Annotated in this window: 14 protein-coding genes and 1 pseudogene; 9 read left to right on the forward strand and 6 right to left on the reverse strand. The window is 46.7% G+C overall.

What is annotated here, in order from left to right; translation table 11 throughout:
• Positions 1–52 precede the first annotated feature (52 nt).
• From ACN0RF_RS06540 to ACN0RF_RS06555, 4 genes are read left to right on the forward strand one after another with little or no spacing between them, the layout of a single operon-like run.
• On the forward strand, positions 53–619 hold the full coding sequence (locus ACN0RF_RS06540; protein ID WP_011235327.1) for a UPF0149 family protein: 567 nt from the start codon (positions 53–55) through the stop codon (positions 617–619).
• Positions 620–643: 24 nt separating this feature from the next.
• A complete protein-coding gene (gene pepP, locus ACN0RF_RS06545; RefSeq protein ID WP_417438445.1) occupies positions 644–1,966 on the forward strand; it encodes a Xaa-Pro aminopeptidase in 1,323 nt (440 codons plus the stop codon).
• Positions 1,948–3,114 (forward strand): 2-octaprenyl-6-methoxyphenyl hydroxylase, encoded by a 1,167-nt coding sequence (gene ubiH, locus ACN0RF_RS06550; RefSeq protein ID WP_417438446.1) that lies wholly within the window; start codon positions 1,948–1,950, stop codon positions 3,112–3,114. The genes pepP and ubiH overlap by 19 nt, the downstream gene beginning before the upstream one ends.
• Positions 3,111–4,292 (forward strand): FAD-dependent oxidoreductase, encoded by a 1,182-nt coding sequence (locus ACN0RF_RS06555; protein ID WP_417438447.1) that lies wholly within the window; start codon positions 3,111–3,113, stop codon positions 4,290–4,292. Before ubiH ends, ACN0RF_RS06555 begins: the two co-directional genes overlap by 4 nt.
• Positions 4,293–4,596: 304 nt before the next feature.
• Here ACN0RF_RS06555 and ACN0RF_RS06560 read toward each other — a convergent pair whose 3' ends face one another.
• On the reverse strand, positions 4,597–5,439 hold the full coding sequence (locus ACN0RF_RS06560; RefSeq protein WP_034822298.1) for a LysR family transcriptional regulator: 843 nt from the start codon (positions 5,437–5,439) through the stop codon (positions 4,597–4,599).
• A gap of 141 nt (positions 5,440–5,580) precedes the next feature.
• Between ACN0RF_RS06560 and gcvT the strand changes: the two genes are divergently transcribed.
• The 3 genes from gcvT to gcvP all read left to right on the forward strand — a co-directional run bounded on the left by gcvT (position 5,581) and on the right by gcvP (position 10,114).
• On the forward strand, positions 5,581–6,660 hold the full coding sequence (gene gcvT / locus ACN0RF_RS06565; protein WP_417438448.1) for a glycine cleavage system aminomethyltransferase GcvT: 1,080 nt from the start codon (positions 5,581–5,583) through the stop codon (positions 6,658–6,660).
• A 50-nt stretch (positions 6,661–6,710) separates the two neighbouring features.
• Positions 6,711–7,100: a glycine cleavage system protein GcvH gene (gene gcvH, locus ACN0RF_RS06570; RefSeq protein WP_011235321.1), complete on the forward strand. Its 390-nt coding sequence runs from the start codon at positions 6,711–6,713 to the stop codon at positions 7,098–7,100.
• A gap of 125 nt (positions 7,101–7,225) precedes the next feature.
• Positions 7,226–10,114: an aminomethyl-transferring glycine dehydrogenase gene (gcvP, locus tag ACN0RF_RS06575; RefSeq protein ID WP_417438449.1), complete on the forward strand. Its 2,889-nt coding sequence runs from the start codon at positions 7,226–7,228 to the stop codon at positions 10,112–10,114.
• Positions 10,115–10,253: 139 nt separating this feature from the next.
• On the opposite strand, the gene drt2 is transcribed toward gcvP, so the two are convergent.
• The 5 genes and pseudogenes from drt2 to ACN0RF_RS06600 all read right to left on the reverse strand — a co-directional run bounded on the left by drt2 (position 10,254) and on the right by ACN0RF_RS06600 (position 17,305).
• The gene (gene drt2, locus ACN0RF_RS06580; protein ID WP_417438450.1) at positions 10,254–11,537 is read right to left on the reverse strand and encodes an antiviral reverse transcriptase Drt2; all 1,284 of its coding nucleotides are present in this window, start codon (positions 11,535–11,537) and stop codon (positions 10,254–10,256) included.
• 50 nt (positions 11,538–11,587) lie between these two features.
• Positions 11,588–12,740: pseudogene (locus tag ACN0RF_RS06585) on the reverse strand (IS3 family transposase).
• Entirely contained in the window at positions 12,706–13,083 is a 378-nt protein-coding gene (locus ACN0RF_RS06590; protein ID WP_417438451.1) for a hypothetical protein, read from the reverse strand. The pseudogene ACN0RF_RS06585 and the gene ACN0RF_RS06590 overlap by 35 nt, the downstream one beginning before the upstream one ends.
• Before the next feature lie 504 nt (positions 13,084–13,587).
• Positions 13,588–15,507 carry an N-6 DNA methylase gene (locus tag ACN0RF_RS06595; protein WP_417438452.1) on the reverse strand — a complete coding sequence of 640 codons (1,920 nt, stop codon included), beginning with the start codon at positions 15,505–15,507 and terminating at the stop codon, positions 13,588–13,590.
• The gene (locus tag ACN0RF_RS06600) at positions 15,500–17,305 is read right to left on the reverse strand and encodes an AAA family ATPase (RefSeq protein WP_417438453.1); all 1,806 of its coding nucleotides are present in this window, start codon (positions 17,303–17,305) and stop codon (positions 15,500–15,502) included. The genes ACN0RF_RS06595 and ACN0RF_RS06600 overlap by 8 nt, the downstream gene beginning before the upstream one ends.
• A gap of 615 nt (positions 17,306–17,920) precedes the next feature.
• On the opposite strand from ACN0RF_RS06600, the gene ACN0RF_RS06605 reads away from it, so the two are divergent.
• Complete coding sequence (locus ACN0RF_RS06605; protein WP_417438454.1) at positions 17,921–18,241, forward strand: helix-turn-helix domain-containing protein; 321 nt, start codon at positions 17,921–17,923, stop codon at positions 18,239–18,241.
• Positions 18,238–19,563: a type II toxin-antitoxin system HipA family toxin gene (locus ACN0RF_RS06610; RefSeq protein ID WP_417438455.1), complete on the forward strand. Its 1,326-nt coding sequence runs from the start codon at positions 18,238–18,240 to the stop codon at positions 19,561–19,563. The genes ACN0RF_RS06605 and ACN0RF_RS06610 overlap by 4 nt, the downstream gene beginning before the upstream one ends.
• The last annotated feature ends 4 nt before the right edge of the window (positions 19,564–19,567 follow it).

Consider the following 19,567-nt stretch of genomic DNA (forward strand, 5'->3'; position numbering starts at 1 on the left):
ACGTAAAGCCAGTGTTAGGATTAGGGCAAGATTAACCAAAGGCAGAATGTGAATGTCGACACGTTTTAATTATGACCGTTTAGTTGAGCTTTACGCACAATACGATATGACGCCAAGTGCGTCGGAAGTGCAGGGCATGTTAACCGGGCTAATAGCCACCGGTAGCGACGCCAAAAGCAATGAATTAATGATATTAATGTCAGACCTGGCATACGACGGCCAGGGCTTGCCCGTCGAGCTGGAGAACTTGCTGCAACAGCAGGCCGAAGAAATTGAGCACTCGCTGGGCGACGAAGATTTAGGCTACCGCTTGTTGTTACCTGAAGACACAACGCCGTTGTCTGACCGCTTAAGCGCGCTGGCTGGCTGGGTCAATGCCTTTTTAGTGGGCTATGGTGTGAACCAGGAAAATATGACCAACTTAAGTGGTGACTTAAAAGAAGCCATTGAAGACATGGTCGAGCTGGCAAAAATAGAATTTACCGACGACGGTGATGAGGAAGAAGAACGAGCCTACACCGAAATTGTCGAGTATCTGCGTATTTCAGCCATGATGTGCTACACCGAGTTAGGCCGAAAAGAACAGCCGGCGAACCAGCCGCCTAAAACTTTACATTAATTACTGACGGAGTTGAGGTCGTTGATGAAAGACGTTATTCCGCAGAACGAATTTAACCAGCGCCGGCAGCAGTTATTGGAATTGTTGCCGACTAATTCACTGGCACTGGTTGCCGCCAGCAGTGAAGTTACCCGTAGCAACGATACCGAGTTTCCGTTCCGGCAAAACAGCGACTTTTTCTACTTAACCGGTTTTAATGAACCGGACGCTGTGTTGCTGCTGATCAACGACAGCAACCCACGCAGTGTTTTATTCTGTCAGGACAAAGACCCAAAGCACGAAGTCTGGCATGGTTTGCGTCTGGGTTATGAAAATGCAGTTGAAGCCTTAGCTGTCGACAGCGCAGAAGACCTCGATACCTTGCCCGAGCGCTTACCCGAATTGTTGCAGGGCATTGAATCGATTTTTTACCCTATGGATGAAGATTCAATATTGGCGGAGTTCGTCAGCGAGGCTCGTGACGAAGTGAGTGTTAAAGCCAGACGAAGCGGTAAGCTGGCGCCTCAAAGCTTGTCTGATTTACGGCCTGACCTGGACGCCATGCGTTTAATTAAGTCAGCCGCCGAAATAGCGGTAATGAAAGAAGCCGCACGTATTAGCACGCAGGCGTTTCGCCGCATTATGCGCTTTGTTGAAGACGGTAAGCACGAGTATCAGGTAGCGGCAGAGTTGCATCACGAGTTTGCTATGAACGGCGCTTTGCATCCGGCGTATGGCATTATTAGCGGCGGCGGTGCAAATGCCTGCATTTTGCATTACACCGACAACCGAGACGTTTTGCGCGACGGCGATTTACTGCTGGTGGATGCCGGTGCGGAATATCAGGGCTATGCCGCCGATATTACCCGCACCTTCCCCGTAAATGGCAAGTTTAATGAACCGCAGAGCATACTTTACAATTTAGTGCTGAAAGCTCAGCAAGCCGCTTTTGCTGAAATAAAGCCCGGCAGCAATCTGGTTAAGGCAAGCGAAGCCGCAGCGCGGGTCATTAGCGACGGTCTGACAGAGCTTGGTATTTTAACCGGTGACGCGGAAGAGAACTTCAAAGAACAGCGCTGGAAAACCTATTTTATTCACGGATTAGGCCACTGGCTGGGTCTGGACGTTCACGATGTGGGGCGTTATCGCGACAGCGAAGGCGAGCCGATTTCCTTTAAACCGGGCATGGTGCTGACGGTAGAACCGGGCGTTTATATTCCGGAAGACGCCGAGGTGGATGAACAATGGCGCGGCATTGGCATTCGTATTGAAGATGATCTGGTGGTAACAGAAGATGGCTTTGACAACATGACCGCGGGCGTACCGAAAACCATTGAAGAGATTGAAGAATGGATGAAAAGCCAGTAACTCAGGCTGATGTGGTTATAGCCGGAGGCAGCTTAGTGGGTGCCTTAACCGGTTTAATGCTGGCACAGCAGCGGCCGGACTGGCGTATTGTGGTGTGTGAACCACGTGCAGAAGGGCCTCCCGCCGACAAACGCATTATTGCGCTGGCAGCGGCATCCGCAAAGCGGTTACAAAGCCTTGGCGCGCTCGATGGCATTGACAGTACCCCAATAAAGCACATTCATATTTCTGATCGTGGTTTTGCCGGCGCAGCCGAATTACACGCGGAACATGAAAGAGTCGAGGCGTTGGGGCGAGTGGTTTCCGCTTCAGAGTTGGTGAATAACCTATACCTGAGTTGCCAGAAACAAAAGAATTTAAACTGGCTGTCCGGTGTGCGGCTGGAGTCGCTGAAACAGCAGCAGGATCACGTTGAACTCACTCTGGATAACGCGCAGAAATTACAGGCTAAATTGCTGATTGGCGCCGACGGCCAGAACTCGCTGGTGCGCGAACAGCTAGAATTAAAATCTGATACCTACGACTACGGTCAGTTTGGCTGCATTGCCACCTTAGATATGAAACAGCCCTTAAATGGCTGGGCCTTTGAGCGTTTCACCGAAGCTGGGCCCATTGCTTTGTTGCCCATGCAGAATTCGCAGGCCTCATTGGTGTGGAGCTTTACTGAAAAACAACGTGAAGCCGCCGAACAATGGTCAGATACCGAGTTTTTACACCGTTGTCAGCAGGCCTTTGGCTACCGTGCAGGCTTATTTACCGGGGTATCGAAGCGGGTTTTTTATCCGCTTATTTTACGCCGGGCTAAACGCTCAACCCATCACCGCAGTGTTATTATTGGTAACGCCTCGCATGCCTTACACCCAATTGCCGGGCAGGGGTTTAATCTGGGTTTGCGGGATACCGAAGTGTTGTGTGAGGTACTGGCCACAACCGATGACCCCGGTCATTTCCGCGTTTTACAAGGCTACGAGCAGAACCGCGAACGCGACTATCAGGCCATTATTAAGCTGACCGACGGCCTTGTGCGTGGTTTCTCCAACCATTATTTACCCACCGTTGTGGGTCGCAATAGTGCGCTGATGTTACTGCAGCATTGTTCGCCGCTGAAATCCGCCTTTGCACGCTTAACCATGGGGATGCAACCATGACCATGAAACGCAAAAAGTTAGATGTTGTGATTGTTGGTGGCGGCATGATTGGCCTGAGTCTGGCGATACGTCTGGCTCAGCAGAACCGCCGAGTGATGGTGCTGGAAAGACATTCGCAGCCTGAACTTTCTGACGAGCTGGCTTTACGGGTGAGCGCCTTGAATGATCGCAGTCGCAGCGTATTAAAAGACTGTGGTGCCTGGCCTTTAGTGCATGAACACCGAAGCGGCCCCTACCAGAGCATGCAAGTGTGGGACAAAGACAGCCCGGCGCACATTGAGTTTTCAGCAAAGGAAATTAACGCCGAAGATCTAGGCGCTATTGTTGAAAACAACGTTGTGGAGCATTTTCTGTGGCAATGTGCCGAGCAGGCCGGTGTTGAGATTTTACAGACGCAGGAATGGACAATGGTTCACGCCGGCGATGAGTCTCATCCTGCGGAAATAGAGGTTGGTGAGTGGTTACTGTCAGCTGATCTTATAATTGGTGCCGACGGTGGCCGCTCGAAAGTGCGGCAGTATGCTGAATTACCAATTTCCTTCTGGGACTACGGGCAGCAAGGCATTGTGGCGAACATTCGCACCGAAAAACCGCATAATGGCGTGGCTCGTCAGGTGTTTTTACCCACAGGGCCACTGGCGCTTCTGCCAACACCTGACTCTCATACCGTTTCTATTGTCTGGTCTGCTGATGAAGATCTCGCTAGAAACTTGCTTAATGAGCCCGCTGAGCGCTTTGCAAAACAGGTTGAAACAGAGTCGGGGCGTGTATTAGGCGGCTGCGAGTGTGTTTCTGATATAAAAGCCTTCCCGCTTAGAATGCAGTATGCCCGCCAATGGTATCAGCATCGTATTGTCTTGGCTGGTGACGCGGCACACACCATTCATCCGCTGGCCGGGCAGGGCGCGAACTTAGGTTTTGGTGACGTGAAAGCCTTAACCGAGCAAATTGAGGGTGTGGATTTATCCTCGCTGGCGCAATTGCACCGCTCTTTGAGTGCGTATCAGCGCGAGCGCAAAGCCGACGCTCAGCTAATGATAGCCGCAATGGAAGCGTTCAAACGCGGCTTCGGCACAGCAAACCCAGTTGTTAAAGGCTTACGCGCACTGGCCTTCGCACTGCCAAACAAACTCACCTTTTTGAAACGCAAGCTAGCTGAAGTGGCGCTGGGGAGCTAGGTGGCGGTGGTTGCTACGTACTGGTCCGGGAAACGCCCGTGAATACATCCTTGTAGGGCTTGGGCAGCGCCATCCATGGCGCTGCACATTCCCTGACCAGTACGTACCAACCATAGGCGCCACCTATCCCCGGGCTCAGCTCTCGTAGCCTGACGTTCACGTCAGGTGAGATATCGAACCCATCACCATCACTATCTACCACCACCATCACTTGATGATTTAAGCACCTCACCTGATGCAATAGCATCAGGCTACCCGACATCCGACCGGGCATGTAGCCTGACGTTCACGTCAGGTGAGATGTTCAAATCCTCGCTTTCAGATAATCCGCCAGTTGCGAAGCTGCACTTGAAGCGCCGCCGGCCAGGCGCATAATGACGTTTACAGAGCCCGGTGCTGGTAATTTCTTTCCATTAGCAAGCGCGTCAATTACTGAAACACTATCCGGTACCGTGCTGCGGGCCAGTACGGTTATTCCCAAACTGCTGTGCAGTGCGGCGGTAAGCCCTGAGAAGTCGGTGTTGGTGTAGGTAATTCTGTAGGGTTGGTGTATCCGTTGCAGACTCTGTTCGGCACGGCGGCGGTAAATGCACCCTTCCGGAGCCACAACCAAAGGCAAGCTGGCTTGCTCAACTAATGCGGGGGAGCCCACCCAAACCAACTCTTCGCGCTGAATCAGAACATCGCTTTTATTGGTCTGCTCACGCAGTGCCAGAATAATATCGAATTGCTGCCCTAGTCCGGACAGTAAGTCTTTACTCAACGCTGAAGTCACCTGCAGCGTAACCTGTGGGTAAACCTGAGCAAACTGACCCAATACTTTGGGCAACAGGCTGGACGCGAATTCACTGGTAATACCCAGCCGCACTTTACCGCTAACCTGCTGCGGCTCGAACTGCGCCCAGGCCTGGTCATTCAACGCCAACATTCGCTGGGCGTAATCAAACAGCACGTCACCGTCGGCGGTAAGAGCAAAGCCGCTGCCCTGGCGGGTTAGCAGTTCAACGCCCAGTTGTTGTTCCAGTTTTTTAAGCTGCAAACTGATAGCAGGCTGAGAACGACCCATGCGTTCGCCGGCAAGTGTCATACTGCCCAGCTCTATAACCGCACTAAAACTGCGTAAGGCTTCTAAGGATAAATGTTTCATTGGTTCGCTTTATAAAGTCATTACTGGGTATTTGAAAAATTAATACCATTATAAGCATTATTGATTTTAAGTTTAAACGAATCACGCCTATAATTTGCGCCCATACACACGCACATAAAGTGAACAGAAAAGGAACACGGTATGGGTAGCAGAACGCCACTGTACGAAGCACACGTAAAAGCGGGTGCAAAGATGGTTGATTTTCACGGCTGGGACATGCCGCTGAACTACGGCTCACAAATTGAAGAGCACCATGCTGTACGCCGTGACTGCGGTGTTTTTGATGTGTCGCACATGACCATTGTTGACGTAGAAGGCCCAAAGGCTCAGGCGTTTTTGCGTTACCTGCTGGCTAACGACGTTGCCAAGCTAAAAACCGAAGGCAAAGCACAATACACCAGTATGTTGAATGAAAACGGCGGTGTTATTGACGACCTTATTGTGTACTTCTTCTCAGAAACTGCCTACCGCATGGTCGTTAACTCAGCAACCCGCGACCGCGACCTGGCATGGATTGAAAAAGTCGCTGCCGATTTTGATGTCACCACCAAAGAGCGTGACGACATGGGTATGCTGGCTTTGCAGGGCCCTAAAGCCGCTGACAAAATCCAGGGTGTATTAACCGCAGAGCAGTACGCAGAAATTGACGGCATGAAGCCTTTTGTCGGGAAAGACGTTGGTGATTACTTTATTGCGACCACAGGTTACACCGGCGAAAAGGGCTACGAAATTGTGGTTCCGGCCGAGCAGCTTGAAGTCCTGTGGAATGACTTGCTAAAAGCCGATGTGGCTCCATGTGGACTGGGTGCTCGTGATACACTGCGCTTAGAAGCTGGCATGAACCTGTATGGTCAGGACATGGATGAGAACATCACGCCGCTGGAAGCCAATATGGGCTGGAGCGTAGCGTTTGAACCGGCTGATCGCGACTTTATTGGTCGTAAAGCATTAGAGCAGAAAAAAGCTGAAGGTCACGACAAGTTAGTCGGCCTTGTGATGGAAGAGAAAGGTGTACTGCGTCACGGTCAAAAAGTAACCGTTGAGGGTGGCGAAGGTATCATCACTTCTGGTACATTCTCGCCTACACTTGGTTTCTCAGTTGCAATGGCTCGCGTTCCATCAAGTGTTGGTGATACAGCGGAAGTGGAAATGCGTAAAAAACAAATGCCGGTGAAGGTAGTTAAGCCAGGTTTCGTCAGAAACGGTCAATCTGTTTTATAATCGAACAAGATTCAATACATTCCGGGTACGCCGGTTAGAAGGAAAGTAAAATGAGCAATATTCCAGCAGATTTGAAATACGCATCAACTCACGAGTGGGTTCGTGACGAGGGCGACGGTACCTTTACTGTAGGTATCTCTGAGCACGCGCAGGAACTTCTTGGCGATATGGTGTTTGTTGAGTTACCTGACGTAGGTGACAAAGTGGCAACAGGCGACGACATTGCTGTAGCTGAATCTGTAAAAGCAGCGTCAGACATCTACGCACCAATGACCGGTGAAGTGGTTGCGATTAACGAAGACCTGGAAGATGCCCCTGAAACCGTTAACAACGACCCTTACGGTGACGGCTGGTTATTCCGTATAAAAGCAGATGACAGCAGCGAGCTGGACAACTTGCTGGACGCCAACACTTACGAGGCTTCAATCGACGAAGACTGAGGCCATTGGCGCATAGCACCAATGACACAGAGCGTCCTGAGCCCCGGAATTTAGCCGGGGTTCATTGTTTTTTGTATCCGATAAGTTTTCGATAAATTTCCGATAAATGTACGAGGCTGAGTTAAATGAGCAGTACTACCCTGACGCAATTAGAGCACCACGATGAATTCATTAGCCGCCATATTGGCCCAAGTGCTGATGAGCAAAAAGCCATGCTGGCTGAGCTGGGTGTAGATTCTTTAGAAGCATTAACCAAAGACACTGTGCCTGGTGCGATTCTGCGTGAACCGTTCCTGCAGACAGGGGAGCCGCAAACTGAACGCGAAGCTCTGGCTCGTCTTAAAAACATCGCGAAAAAGAACCAAATTTGTACCTCGTACATTGGTATGGGCTACTACGACACCGTAGTGCCTAACGTTATTTTGCGTAACGTGCTGGAAAACCCGGGTTGGTACACAGCGTACACGCCGTATCAGCCGGAAATTGCTCAGGGTCGTTTAGAAGCACTGCTTAACTTCCAGCAAATGACCATGGACTTAACTGGTTTAGATTTAGCCAGCGCCTCATTGCTGGACGAAGCCACTGCCGCCGCCGAAGCAATGGCTATGGCGAAGCGTGTTTCTAAAAACAAAAAATCCAACGCGTTTTTCATTGCCGACAACGTTTACACGCAAACCATCGACGTAGTGAAAACCCGTGCCGAATACTTTGGTTTCGACATTATTGTCGGACCGGCTCGTGAAGCTTCTGATCACGACGTGTTTGGTGCGTTGTTGCAGTACCCGGACAAGCAAGGCCAGCTGCACAACATTGAACAGTTAATTGGCGAGTTGCAGGAGAAAAAGGCCATTGTTGCCGTTGCTTCTGACTTAATGAGCCTGTTAATGGTGAAGTCACCGGGCGAAATGGGTGCCGACATGGTGTTCGGTAACGCTCAGCGTTTTGGTGTGCCAATGGGCTATGGTGGTCCTCACGCCGCGTTCTTTGCTACCCGTGACAAGTTTAAGCGCTCTTTACCGGGTCGTATTATCGGGGTTTCTAAAGACTCTCGTGGACGCCCTGCATTGCGTATGGCTATGCAGACTCGTGAGCAGCACATACGCCGCGAAAAAGCGAACTCGAACATTTGTACTGCGCAGGTTCTGCTGGCGAACATGGCGTCGTTTTACGCTGTGTATCATGGCCCTGAAGGCTTACGTCGTATTGCCAACCGCATTCACCGTTTAACCGACATTGTCGCCTTAGGTATGCAGGACAAAGGCGTGAAGCTGCTGAACAGCCACTGGTTTGACACCTTAACCTTTGAAATGAAAGAAAACGCCGCTGACGTATTAGCGCGCAGCAAAGCGCTGGGTCTTAACCTACGCGTTGACGGCGAAGGCGTATTTGGTATCAGCCTGGACGAAGCCAAAACGCGTGACGATGTTGAAAACTTATTTGCCGCGCTGTTTGGCGACAACCACGGTTTAGACATCGACGTACTGGACAGCCGTGTTGCCGGTGGTGATGTTGAATCTATTCCAGCTGATTTAGTGCGTACTTCTCAGTATTTACAGCACCCGGTATTTAACGAGTACCACTCAGAAACCGAAATGCTGCGTTACATTAAAAAGTTGGAAAACAAAGATTTAGCCCTTAACCACTCAATGATTTCTCTGGGCTCGTGCACCATGAAGCTGAACGCCACCGCCGAGATGATTCCGGTCACCTGGCCTGAGTTTGGTCAGTTGCATCCGTTCTGCCCGGCAGAGCAGGCGCAAGGCTATTACGAGTTAGTTTCTACTTTGTCTGAGTGGTTAATTGACGTAACCGGTTACGACGCTATGTCTATGCAGCCAAACTCGGGTGCGCAGGGCGAGTACGCTGGTCTGCTGGCTATTCAGAAGTACCATGAAAGCCGCGGCGACGGACACCGCGACATTTGCCTTATTCCAAGCTCTGCTCACGGCACCAACCCAGCTTCAGCTCAGATGATGAACATGAAAGTGGTGGTAGTTGACTGTGACAAGCACGGCAACGTGGATATGGACGACTTAAAAGCCAAAGCCGAAGAAGCTGGCGAGAATCTGTCGTGCATTATGGTGACTTATCCGTCTACCCACGGTGTTTACGAAGAAGGCATTAAAGACATTTGTGACCTGGTTCACAACTACGGTGGTCAGGTTTACATGGACGGCGCCAACATGAACGCACAGGTGGGTGTAACCTCACCGGGTTACATTGGCTCTGACGTATCGCACCTGAACTTGCACAAAACCTTCTGTATTCCGCACGGTGGCGGTGGCCCTGGCATGGGTCCTATTGGTGTGAAGCAGCATTTGGCTGAATTCCTGCCAAACCACTCTATTGTGAATATTGACGGCCCTAAAGCAGGCAACGGCGCAGTTTCTGCTGCACAGTTTGGTAGTGCCAGCATTCTGACCATTTCCTGGATGTACATTGCCATGATGGGCGGACGCGGCCTACGTGAAGCATCAGAAACCGCTATTTTGAACGCCAACTACTTAGCTGAGAAGCTGAGTAAGCACTTCAAAATTCTGTATCGTGGCCGCAACAACCGTGTCGCACACGAGTGCATTATCGACTTGCGTCCAATGAAAGACGCTGCCGGCATTGCCGAAATTGACGTAGCTAAGCGCCTGCAAGACTACGGCTTCCACTCGCCAACCATGAGCTTCCCGGTAGCGGGTACTATTATGGTTGAGCCGACCGAGTCTGAGTCTAAAGCTGAGCTGGACCGCTTTATTGAAGCCTTGGTTAGCATTAAAGCCGAAGCCGAGAAAGTAGCCGCCGGTGAATGGCCAAAAGACAACAACCCGCTGGTAAATGCACCGCATACACTGGCCGATATTACCGATGCAGAATGGGACCGCCCATACGATAGAAAAACGGCAACCTACCCGGTTGAAGCCGTTGGTTACGACAAGTTCTGGCCAACCGTAAACCGCATTGACGACGTATTTGGCGACCGTAACCTGATGTGCTCATGCCCGAGCATTGAAGAGTATCGGTAGCCTGACGTTCATGTGCAGCGTAATTAAGTCTGCGAGTGAAAATAATCAAGTCTGCGACAACAATTAAGTCTGCGACTGAGGCATCTATTAGAAGAAATTAAAAACCCGCTGTTTAGCGGGTTTTTGTAACCGACAGTAATTATTTGGTCATTTCTTTTTGTAGTCTCGACCACATTGGTTTCAGTTGTTTTTTTATAGCACTAGAATTCATTTTCTTTGCGGCTCGATATCCATAGGTTAAGAAGTTGCGCTTACCGAGGTGAGAATAACGCTCGTATAATTTCTTTTTACGTAACTGTTCAGATGGAGGAGAGCCATTTTTTAACAGTTCTGAATTTGTTCTTCTCACAGTTTTTCGAGCAGAACGAACCCCAGCTCTCATTCGGTTTGAGAACTTCGCAAGCGCGGCTGAGCGTATAAGCTTTCTCTCTCCATCGAATGTAAAGCCTAAATATTGCAGGGATTTCTTTCCCTTACACCTTAACTGTCCACCGTAGCGATAAAAGTCTCTTACTTCCGTTTTAGCCGTATTGATTTCAAGTTTTAATTTCTTTATTTCATCTAGGGCGAATCTCTCAACATCCTCTCGTAAAATTGACTTCGTGATGAAAAGCATATCATCGCAATATCTAAAATAGTGCCCGCCTTGACTTTCCAGTGCGGTTTTCATTTTCGAGTCGAAATCCAGCATATAGATATTTGACAGTAGTGCGCTCACAGGTGAGCCTTGGGGGATGCCAAAGTCGTTTTGATTTCGATGTATAAGCCCACCGTTTCTAACTTTTTCTCTGAATTCTTCTGCGGTGCAAGCTCTGTGGCGATTGTGTTTGGGATTGTTGATCGATATACCCAGTTCTCTGAAAAGTATTGTTCGGTCAACATAGGCATATTTAGTGAGTGATTTGTAGACTGCAAAGTGATCGTCTGGGAGTGCTTTTAATCCCAATAAATTAGACCACACTCTCTTCAAAACCTGATGATCCAAATTGTCAAAAAATCCTGTTATATCTAGCCCTACGGCACTACATCGTCCCTTCTTCTTTATGATTTCGAATACGTCGTTAGCAAAATCAATATTGTTTTTACCTAAACTTCTGAAAGCGAGTACGTTTTCATGAAGTCCTCTACGTTGTACTTCTTCTTCGTAGCGTTTTCCGAGTAACCATGAGTAATAGGCATAAATATGCGAATCTAAGTGCGCAGCATATTTAATTTCTCTTGTTTTCCATTTTGGCTCAATCTCGCCAGCAGCGTTCAGTTTTACCTTGAAGGATCTAATGCTGTAATGGATCAGTGGATAAAATGAATGCGTAGATACGCGTTTAGGGCTGTTGACTAGCTTTTGAGCTTTTTTGAAAGATACCGGAGAGTCAAAGTGGAGATAGCCGCGCCTTTTGAACCAAGCATGCTTTTTAAGATGCATACACCCTCCAGCTTAAAGGGTGCAAAACCTGAAGAAGTGTAGGATGGGTTCTACCCCGTTATCACGGACGATTTAAAATAGCACTAAATTGCTGATCTTGTTTTGCCAGTCTACGACGCATTCTTGGATTATGAAACCGCTCAATATAATCAAAGATATCTGAACGAGCTTCATCCCTTGTTCGATAACGGCGGTAATTCACTCTTTCACGCTTCAGTACCCCAAAAAATCCTTCACAGGCGGCGTTGTCGCTGCAGTGACCAACTGCGCTCATGCTGCTGATCAGGTTATTAAATTTGAGAGCACGCTGATAATCACCGCTGGTAAATTGAGCGCCGCGATCCGAATGTAAAATCACCGGTTTACTCCCCGTTCGCTGCCAGACGGCCATTTCCACTGCGCGAACAACCATGTAACGATCCTGCCGATGATGCATGGACCAGCCCACTATCAGTTTGCTGTACAAATCGAGCACAACGCACAGAAACAGTTTACCTTCGGTCGTTTTGACTTCGGTAATATCGGTGACCCATTTACTTTCGGGCTCTGCTGCTGTGAAGTCACGTGCCAGATGATTTTTAAGACCAGCGGGTCTGGCGGCCTGTCGCTTTCGGCCTCGTCCTTTCTTACGAGGCCAACCCTGAACGCCATTGACGGCCATTAAGCGGGCCACACGATTCAGACTCAGCCGTTCACCTTCAATAGACAGATCTTCATGCATACGTGGTGCGCCAATGACACCACCACTGTCCTCGTGGATCTCCTTAATACGCGTCAGGATCCGCTGATTTTCCATGTCCCGGGCACTGGGGGGGCGTGCTGCCCAGGCGTAATATCCGCTGGGTGACACTTTCAGGCATCGACACATTAAGCGTATCGGAAACTTATCGCGGCAACGCTCTATCGCCTGATATCTCAGGACGACTCTTTTGCGAAGAACGTTGCCGCTTCTCGCAAAAAATCCCGTTCCTTTTTAAGCCGGGCATTCTCGCGTTTAAGCCGCGCCATCTCTTCATCGCGGGGATTACCTGAGCCTTTAAAGGCTTCTTTAGAGGATGGCTCGGCTTCACGCCGCCATCGGCTGAGCAAATTGGGGTTAATACCGATTTCTATAGCCACCTGGCGACAACTTACACCGGGCTGTTTTGTCAACGCTACGGCTTCACGTTTAAACTCTGGGCTGTACTTTTTTCGTTTGGTCATGAACACTCCTTATGGGCATATTATGCCTCTTTATGGATGTGTCCGTAAAATCTGGGTAGAACCCGAGCCGAACACCAGAAGTGGCGGTTAGCTTTTCGTAAAACGCTTTACCTAAGTCTTCATTTTCTATGCTCAGCGTGACTTCATCTAAGCACAATTTCGCTTCAGCATCTGTAAGGGCTGGGTTGATGCGCTTGATACTTTGGTCAAATATCGTGGTAAAGATGTTTGTGGCGTCGTCCCATGTAACATCGGGGTCTTTCAGGGATATGTACTTGTAGCCAAGCTGCATGAGATGCAGGATGGTGGGGATCTTGACGCGGGAATCTTCATTAAACTTCATAGTTTACAATATCCTTATAGTACGCAGACCAGATCAATAGAAGTAACCAGACCACCTTATAAATACCTTGATTACAATAACATAAAATCTGGATAGAACCTGGGAAAACGACGATGGTCCAGAGATCGCATGAGAGTTCATTTTCATGGCGTTTCGTAAGCGAGCTGCTGGCTTGTGAGTGCTAAGTCTATTCAGTCGTCGGCTGTTAAATTACGAATCAAGCCACGTACAACTTCACGGCCTTTCTCCGTCTCTAGCAACTCTAAAATACTTAGTGTGCACTCATTCGAGTAGTTTTTCGAAAGTCTGAAAAATGCTTGCTCGTTGCTCTAGTCGCTCGCTTTTAGCAATTCATTTGGCAGAGAAGAGTCAATCGAAATATTAGTGTGTGTTAACTTGATTAAGTGGGCTTACGATTTAAATAAGATGGTTAACTTTGGTAACTTGGTTATTTTTATGAAAAGGTGAGTTTTACCTCACCTTTCTCCTTTTCATTCACAGTTGTTACGAATCGTGTACTAAGGTTGAGTTTTTCAAGGCTTCTTCATTCAGGTCGCTAATTGTTGTGAGTTGCTCACGTAGAAGATACTGAATTTCCTTGGATTTTTTTTCAATATTGTCGAAGTGCTCACACAATTTAACCTGGTCTTCATAGCTTGGAAGTGCGACCTGTAGATCTTTGATTTTGTCGAATGAAATAAAGGGTTGTGCAGCCCCCCTAGCGTACCTGTTTAAGTTCATAGATTTTAGAAGATATCCCAAATATTTAGTATACACGGTGGATTCATCTAAGATTTCCAAGCTTGAGGAATTGTTTGTAAGCCAAAAGTCCTCTTCGACAAAATGAATATTACCGCAGTTAGCCCCTACTCTGCCGAAGACTAGTGTGCCTGCATGTCTGTTTGTTTCATCAAAATATCCAATGGGCCCATTAGCTCCGTATACGGGATAAGGCCCAGATTTTTCTACTTGTTTACCGAGGGCTTTACCCGATCTGGGCTTAACCACTTCTTTTAGTGACAACTTCATAACGGCGTTGGCGTGTTGGACTTTTGGGATACTGTCTAAATAACTATATAATATCGAAGAAATCTCTCTGGCTGTTGTTCTCGCTTTCTCTAAATTTGCATCTATGGAGTTTGACAGATCTGAGTCTTTACTGCTGCGCAAGATGTGCGAAAAGTCGAAATCTTTACGCTCAAGAATCGCGCTTCGGCTGATATATAATGACTGAGCGGTTTCTTTTTTCAGTTCGAAATCTTCAATAAATTCTTCCAGTACGTCGAATGAAACGCGATTTTTTTTTGAGAATCGAATTTCAGGGCTTAGTTCATAATACCAAATATCGTCTCGTCGAGTCGTCTTGTCGAAGAAAATGACGCTTACTTTTACATTTGCATAAGGGGCCAAGACACTACTAGGTAAACTTAATATTGTGTGAAGATTGAATTCGCAAAAAAGCTGTTTCCTTAACTTGACAGACTCTTTAGATGAATTAAAAAGAATGCCATCAGGTATTATTAACGCTGCCCTTCCTCCTCTCGCTAACTTATCCATTGAATGTTTCAAAAACATAGATTCTAGAGTGGAAGGATATCCAAGTTTTTTATATTCAAAGTTCTGTGTGTCACTTGGCTTTCCAATTGGAACACTTGAAACAATAACGTCATAGGTCTCATCTTCGGTCTCTAACAGTGAGTCTTTGAGATAAAGGTTGGATAGATCACCTTTATTTAAAGCTATATTGACTACGCCAAGCAACAAAGCAAATGGTGAGTTGTCGTTTCCTACTAAGCGATTAAACTTAGTATTTTTTTGACTAAGGTCTTTGGATTGCCGTTTGACTGCCTCAATTAATACTGTTCCAGTTCCCAAAGCAGGGTCATAAACAGATTCATTTGATTTTGGACCAATGACTTTGACTATTGCGTTAATCAAAGCTTTCGGAGATAGATAGGCGCCAGAAGATACCGAGTCTTCAGCCATTTTTTGTATCAGAAAATCATATTCCTCAGCCACCGTCTCGTCGTAGATATCGATATTGCCTATTAATTCGATGCTTGCATTGAAAATCTTTTTTGACCTTATTTTCAAAGGAATTGACTGATATATGCTTCTTATTGCTTCTGATGAGATTAAGACGCTTCGATGATTTTCTGACTCAAAACTATCAATTAGGTCTTTTAAAGTTGTGAACTCGGTTTGGAGAGCTTCTTGTCGTTCTCTATAACTTGAGAAAAAATCATAGAAGATATTAGTGTCGAAACTTCTATCGTAGCGCCCTGATATTAAAACTCTCTCGTAAATGTATTTAGTTAACAGAAGAAGAGATAACTGCTCCATCGCTTCCATTGAATTATTTATACCATAATCTTTCCTTATATAGCCAAATACCTTTGTCAGTAAATTTTTATTGCTATTCATTATTATCTCCTACCATGTACTCATAAAGGTGGGCTATATCTTGGCTAATTTCATCTCTAGGAATCTTATCAATATAAGCTCTTGCTTTTGCTGGACAAAAGCCAGTATCTTTCTTGTCTATATACTTTTCGACTAATTTTTTTACAATTGCAGAAGGAAGGCTTGCTAGCTGTGAGTTAAAATTTCCGTTAGTATCAGTGTCTCCCGATTTACCTACGATCAGCTGTGACTGGGGGCCAAGATTAAAACTTTGATTAAGAATGTCTATGTTTTCGTCCATAGCCGTGGCTGATATAAGATAGTGCTTGATTTCTCTCCTTCGCCAAGAAAGCATATGTGATTTAAGCTTACCTCCGTTAAAGTTTCTTTTCCCATTTTTACCTTGAAGTAGCAAAAGACACTCTTCTGTTCCTACACTAGCTATCGGAAGTTCATCTCTGTCGCATACCAAGAATACATTCTTGGTATTGTGGGCGTGCCCCTCAATGTAGCTAGCAAAACTATTTAGGTATCCCAGTTTGCTATATCCAAAAACTTCATCTTTTGAGTGATAACTGGATTCTTTTTTTACTGCAATGAACGTATTCAGTCGATTCTTAATCTCATACTCTTGTTCTTCATTTGTCGCTATTTTCTTGAGTACTAAGAGTTTGAATATTTCCCAGTCATTTTCGTCGTCAATCAATACTATGTTTGGAAATAGCGACAAGGCTTGGAATTTTGTATTATTTATTTTCGATAAATCTCTTAAGCGAGAAGCTATGTAATGGAGCTTTGCTTCAGACTTGATTTCGCCGCGTTCAACTACACGAAGCCTCTCAATACCTGATTTTGTAATAGAGTCAAGCAAGTGAGTTGTGGTGATAACTCTACCAGTAATACTTTCGAAAACGTTCCATAATCGATCTATGTTTCGGTAGTGGAGGTGTGAGTCAGCTTCATCAAACAGAAAAAGCGTGTTTTCGGAATCGAAAAGATCGAGTAGTGAAAAAAGGAATAAGATTTGATATTCACCATCACTCAAATCTTCGAGGTTCAATCTTCCTTCAGCAGATGAAAAGGTTAAGTCAAAACTGTTTGTAACAACAAAGTAATCATTATCAGCGGCTTGTGTGAAAAACATAACCATTGAATCAAAGGATGCTTGTTCATCAGTTTCAAATGATATTACTGATAATTTTTCTTGAGTTAACTCAATCTGTCGTTGTTCTATAGGCAACTCAAAATTGTAATCCTCGTCTCTAAAAAGTAGAGTGTTCAGAAAGTTGTACAGAGTGCGATGATAGGGGCGATTCGTAAAGACATCTAGTTCACCATTGTTTTCATCTTCAACTGCTTGTTGGACAAGTTTGGTATACGCTTTATCTACCTTTACATCAAACGATAGTTTGGTGCTTTCATCTTCATCCAAACCACCTTCAATTACGTAATTGTTTTGTCGAAGAAAAGTTCTAACGAGTCCCTCATTTTTAGTACAGGTTGCAAGAAATATGAGTAGTTTTGACCATGATTTATCGTAGTAAAAGCAGTCTAAATTAAGGGCATTTCTTCTTGACCTTTCTTCTGTTAAATAACCACTAAAATCACGTGAATAACTTTCATTTTGCCCGGACGAAAAGCAAACTATCTTGAGTTCTTCATACCTAGCTTTGCTTAGTTTAGCATCGAAAATTGACTTGAGTATTGTTGATTTTCCAGAACCGTTTGCGCCAATAAAAGTTGCAATTTTATCAAGTTCTAATGTTTGAACTCGCCGGTATAGCGGATTGCTCGGGAGAGAAAGAGTAAGCTGTGGCATTTATTCATATGTCCGTATATTTATTCGTTTTGTACGTAAGTACATTTTGGGCTCATTATTCATTCAAAATCAACTCCACCATTCCATCTAGCTTTAGGTTTTACTGTTTTTCAACCAAGCATCTGATGTGCTGACTCAAGCCGAAGTTGAGGACTGAAAATACGCTTTGGTCTCGTAGTCATCTTGTCACCTAATTGTCTCTTGGTGCATGATATCACCTCTAACTAGGTGGCCAAATTTAGTTTTCCACTACAAGGAGAGCCCCGAGTATTCGTTATAGAGTAATAGTGCTTGCTGTTTCGAAGAAAAAGCGGAGCATCATTTAAATGATGCTGCCACATTAGTCGTAAACAGCAAACACATACCTGAACACTATTGAGTATAAGTGACCAAGGCCGAATGACTATATCTGGCACCTAGCAGACTATCGGTTGATATCCAAATAAAATGTTATCAACCGATGTTTTAAGTTTATTTTACAGCCCTTAAAAAGGCCTTTATTATTAATTATTAGCTTCAAAGTCCATATAGACGCTTTTATATAAAATAATTACGTCCCTTAAATAGTCTGCTACAATCTAAATATCAGTTTAAAGTCTACTTAAGGTTCGTTATATGGATTCTGATCGTGTTTCAGCAATCATTGGTCAGCGAGTCAGGCAGTATCGGTTGAATCAGGATTTAACTCAGGAGGACTTAGCTACCTTAGCTAATGTCTCACTGAATGCGGTTAAATCTGCCGAGGGGGGTAAAAGCACCTTACCGACCTATGTCGCTATTCTTCAGGCTTTGGGTCATATCGACAATTTACTGGCCGCGTTCCCTGACGAGGGTGTTTCTCCTGTGCAACTACTCAAAAGTAGCACCAAACAGAAGAAACGGGCGAGCGGTAAAACGCGTGTGAAACCTGCTGACAATGAGGAGCTGGACTGGTGATTAATACCATTGAAGTTCGCTACAAAGGCGAGCCTGTCGGTGCCTTAAGCTATAACAAGGGCGACACGGCTGCGCGGTTCGAATACTTATCTGAATTTGTCGAAAAAAACATTCCGCTGGCGCCTTTAACCATGCCTGCCGAGAAGGGGCGAATTTACTCCTTTCCAGGGTTAAATTGGGATACGTTCAGAGGCCTGCCGGGCATGCTGGCGGACTCTCTGCCTGACGACTTCGGTAATGCGGTGCTGAACCAATGGGTCGCGCAACAGCCCGATCGCACCGAACCTCTGAGCCCGCTTGAGCGGCTTCAGTATACCGGCGAGCGGGGCATGGGCGCTCTTGAATATCACCCCGCGCGTAAGAATCAAACCAACGCCAAAAACAAAGACATAGAGCTCGAGAGCTTAATGAGGTTAGCGCAGGAAGTGCTCGATGCACGAAAGGGCTTTCGTCAGCGCACGCACTTTGATGACGCGGCAGACAAAGAAATGATGCAGGCCTTATTAGCGGTTGGCACCAGCGCCGGTGGCGCAAGGCCAAAAGCTGTTCTGGCATTTAATAAAGACTTTAGCCAGGTTCGTTCCGGGCAGGGGCTCGTGCCCGAAGGCTTTGAGCATTATCTGCTGAAGTTTGACGGAGTAAAGGAGCGCGACCCGTCTCAGCAAACCTTTGGTGACCCGCTCGGTTACGGTGCCATGGAGTATGTGTATTACTTAATGGCCACGCAAGCCGGCATTCATATGATGCCATGCCACCTGCTGGATGAAGGCAACCGCCGCCATTTTGTAACCAAGCGCTTTGACAGAATAGGCAATGAGAAAAAGCATATTCAAACGCTTACGGCTATTAAGCACGTGAACTATCACGACATTGGCGCGTTTTCTTATGAAGAGCTGTTTCAGGTGGCCCGCCAGCTGCGGTTGCCACGGGCGGATGCTATAGACTTGTTCCGCCGTATGGTATTTAACCACGTAGCAACCAACCACGATGATCACTCTAAGAACTTTGGTTTTATGCTGGAAGACAAGCAATGGCGGTTGAGCCCGGCTTACGATGTTGCCTTTAGCTACAAACCCGGGAACCCATGGGTAGAGCAGCACTGGATGTCCTTAAATGGCAAGCGCAGCGGCCATACCCGAGCCGATTTTTATGCGCTGGCAGATGTTCAGCTACCAAAGGTAGAGCGCAAAGAAATTGATGCCATTATTGATGATGTGATAAACGCGGTGTCTCAGTGGCGGGAGTTAGCCACTGAACATGAGGTGCCCAAAGCGCTTGCCGACTCAATAGAGGGTCATCTCAGGCTGAAAGACTTTGCCTGAGCGG

Source organism: Idiomarina sp. (assembly GCF_048260185.1).
GTDB lineage: Bacteria > Pseudomonadota > Gammaproteobacteria > Enterobacterales > Alteromonadaceae > Idiomarina.

What these genes read in the sequence shown, in the direction of transcription:
- gcvP (WP_417438449.1), top strand. Translation starts at nt 7,226, where the DNA reads ATGAGCAGTACTACCCTGACGCAATTAGAGCACCACGATGAATTCATT.
- ACN0RF_RS06560 (WP_034822298.1), bottom strand. Translation starts at nt 5,439, where the DNA reads ATGAAACATTTATCCTTAGAAGCCTTACGCAGTTTTAGTGCGGTTATA.
- ACN0RF_RS06605 (WP_417438454.1), top strand. Translation starts at nt 17,921, where the DNA reads ATGGATTCTGATCGTGTTTCAGCAATCATTGGTCAGCGAGTCAGGCAG.
- gcvH (WP_011235321.1), top strand. Translation starts at nt 6,711, where the DNA reads ATGAGCAATATTCCAGCAGATTTGAAATACGCATCAACTCACGAGTGG.
- drt2 (WP_417438450.1), bottom strand. Translation starts at nt 11,537, where the DNA reads ATGCATCTTAAAAAGCATGCTTGGTTCAAAAGGCGCGGCTATCTCCAC.
- ACN0RF_RS06555 (WP_417438447.1), top strand. Translation starts at nt 3,111, where the DNA reads ATGACCATGAAACGCAAAAAGTTAGATGTTGTGATTGTTGGTGGCGGC.
- ACN0RF_RS06540 (WP_011235327.1), top strand. Translation starts at nt 53, where the DNA reads ATGTCGACACGTTTTAATTATGACCGTTTAGTTGAGCTTTACGCACAA.
- ubiH (WP_417438446.1), top strand. Translation starts at nt 1,948, where the DNA reads ATGGATGAAAAGCCAGTAACTCAGGCTGATGTGGTTATAGCCGGAGGC.
- ACN0RF_RS06595 (WP_417438452.1), bottom strand. Translation starts at nt 15,507, where the DNA reads ATGAATAGCAATAAAAATTTACTGACAAAGGTATTTGGCTATATAAGG.
- ACN0RF_RS06600 (WP_417438453.1), bottom strand. Translation starts at nt 17,305, where the DNA reads ATGCCACAGCTTACTCTTTCTCTCCCGAGCAATCCGCTATACCGGCGA.
- gcvT (WP_417438448.1), top strand. Translation starts at nt 5,581, where the DNA reads ATGGGTAGCAGAACGCCACTGTACGAAGCACACGTAAAAGCGGGTGCA.
- ACN0RF_RS06590 (WP_417438451.1), bottom strand. Translation starts at nt 13,083, where the DNA reads ATGAAGTTTAATGAAGATTCCCGCGTCAAGATCCCCACCATCCTGCAT.
- pepP (WP_417438445.1), top strand. Translation starts at nt 644, where the DNA reads ATGAAAGACGTTATTCCGCAGAACGAATTTAACCAGCGCCGGCAGCAG.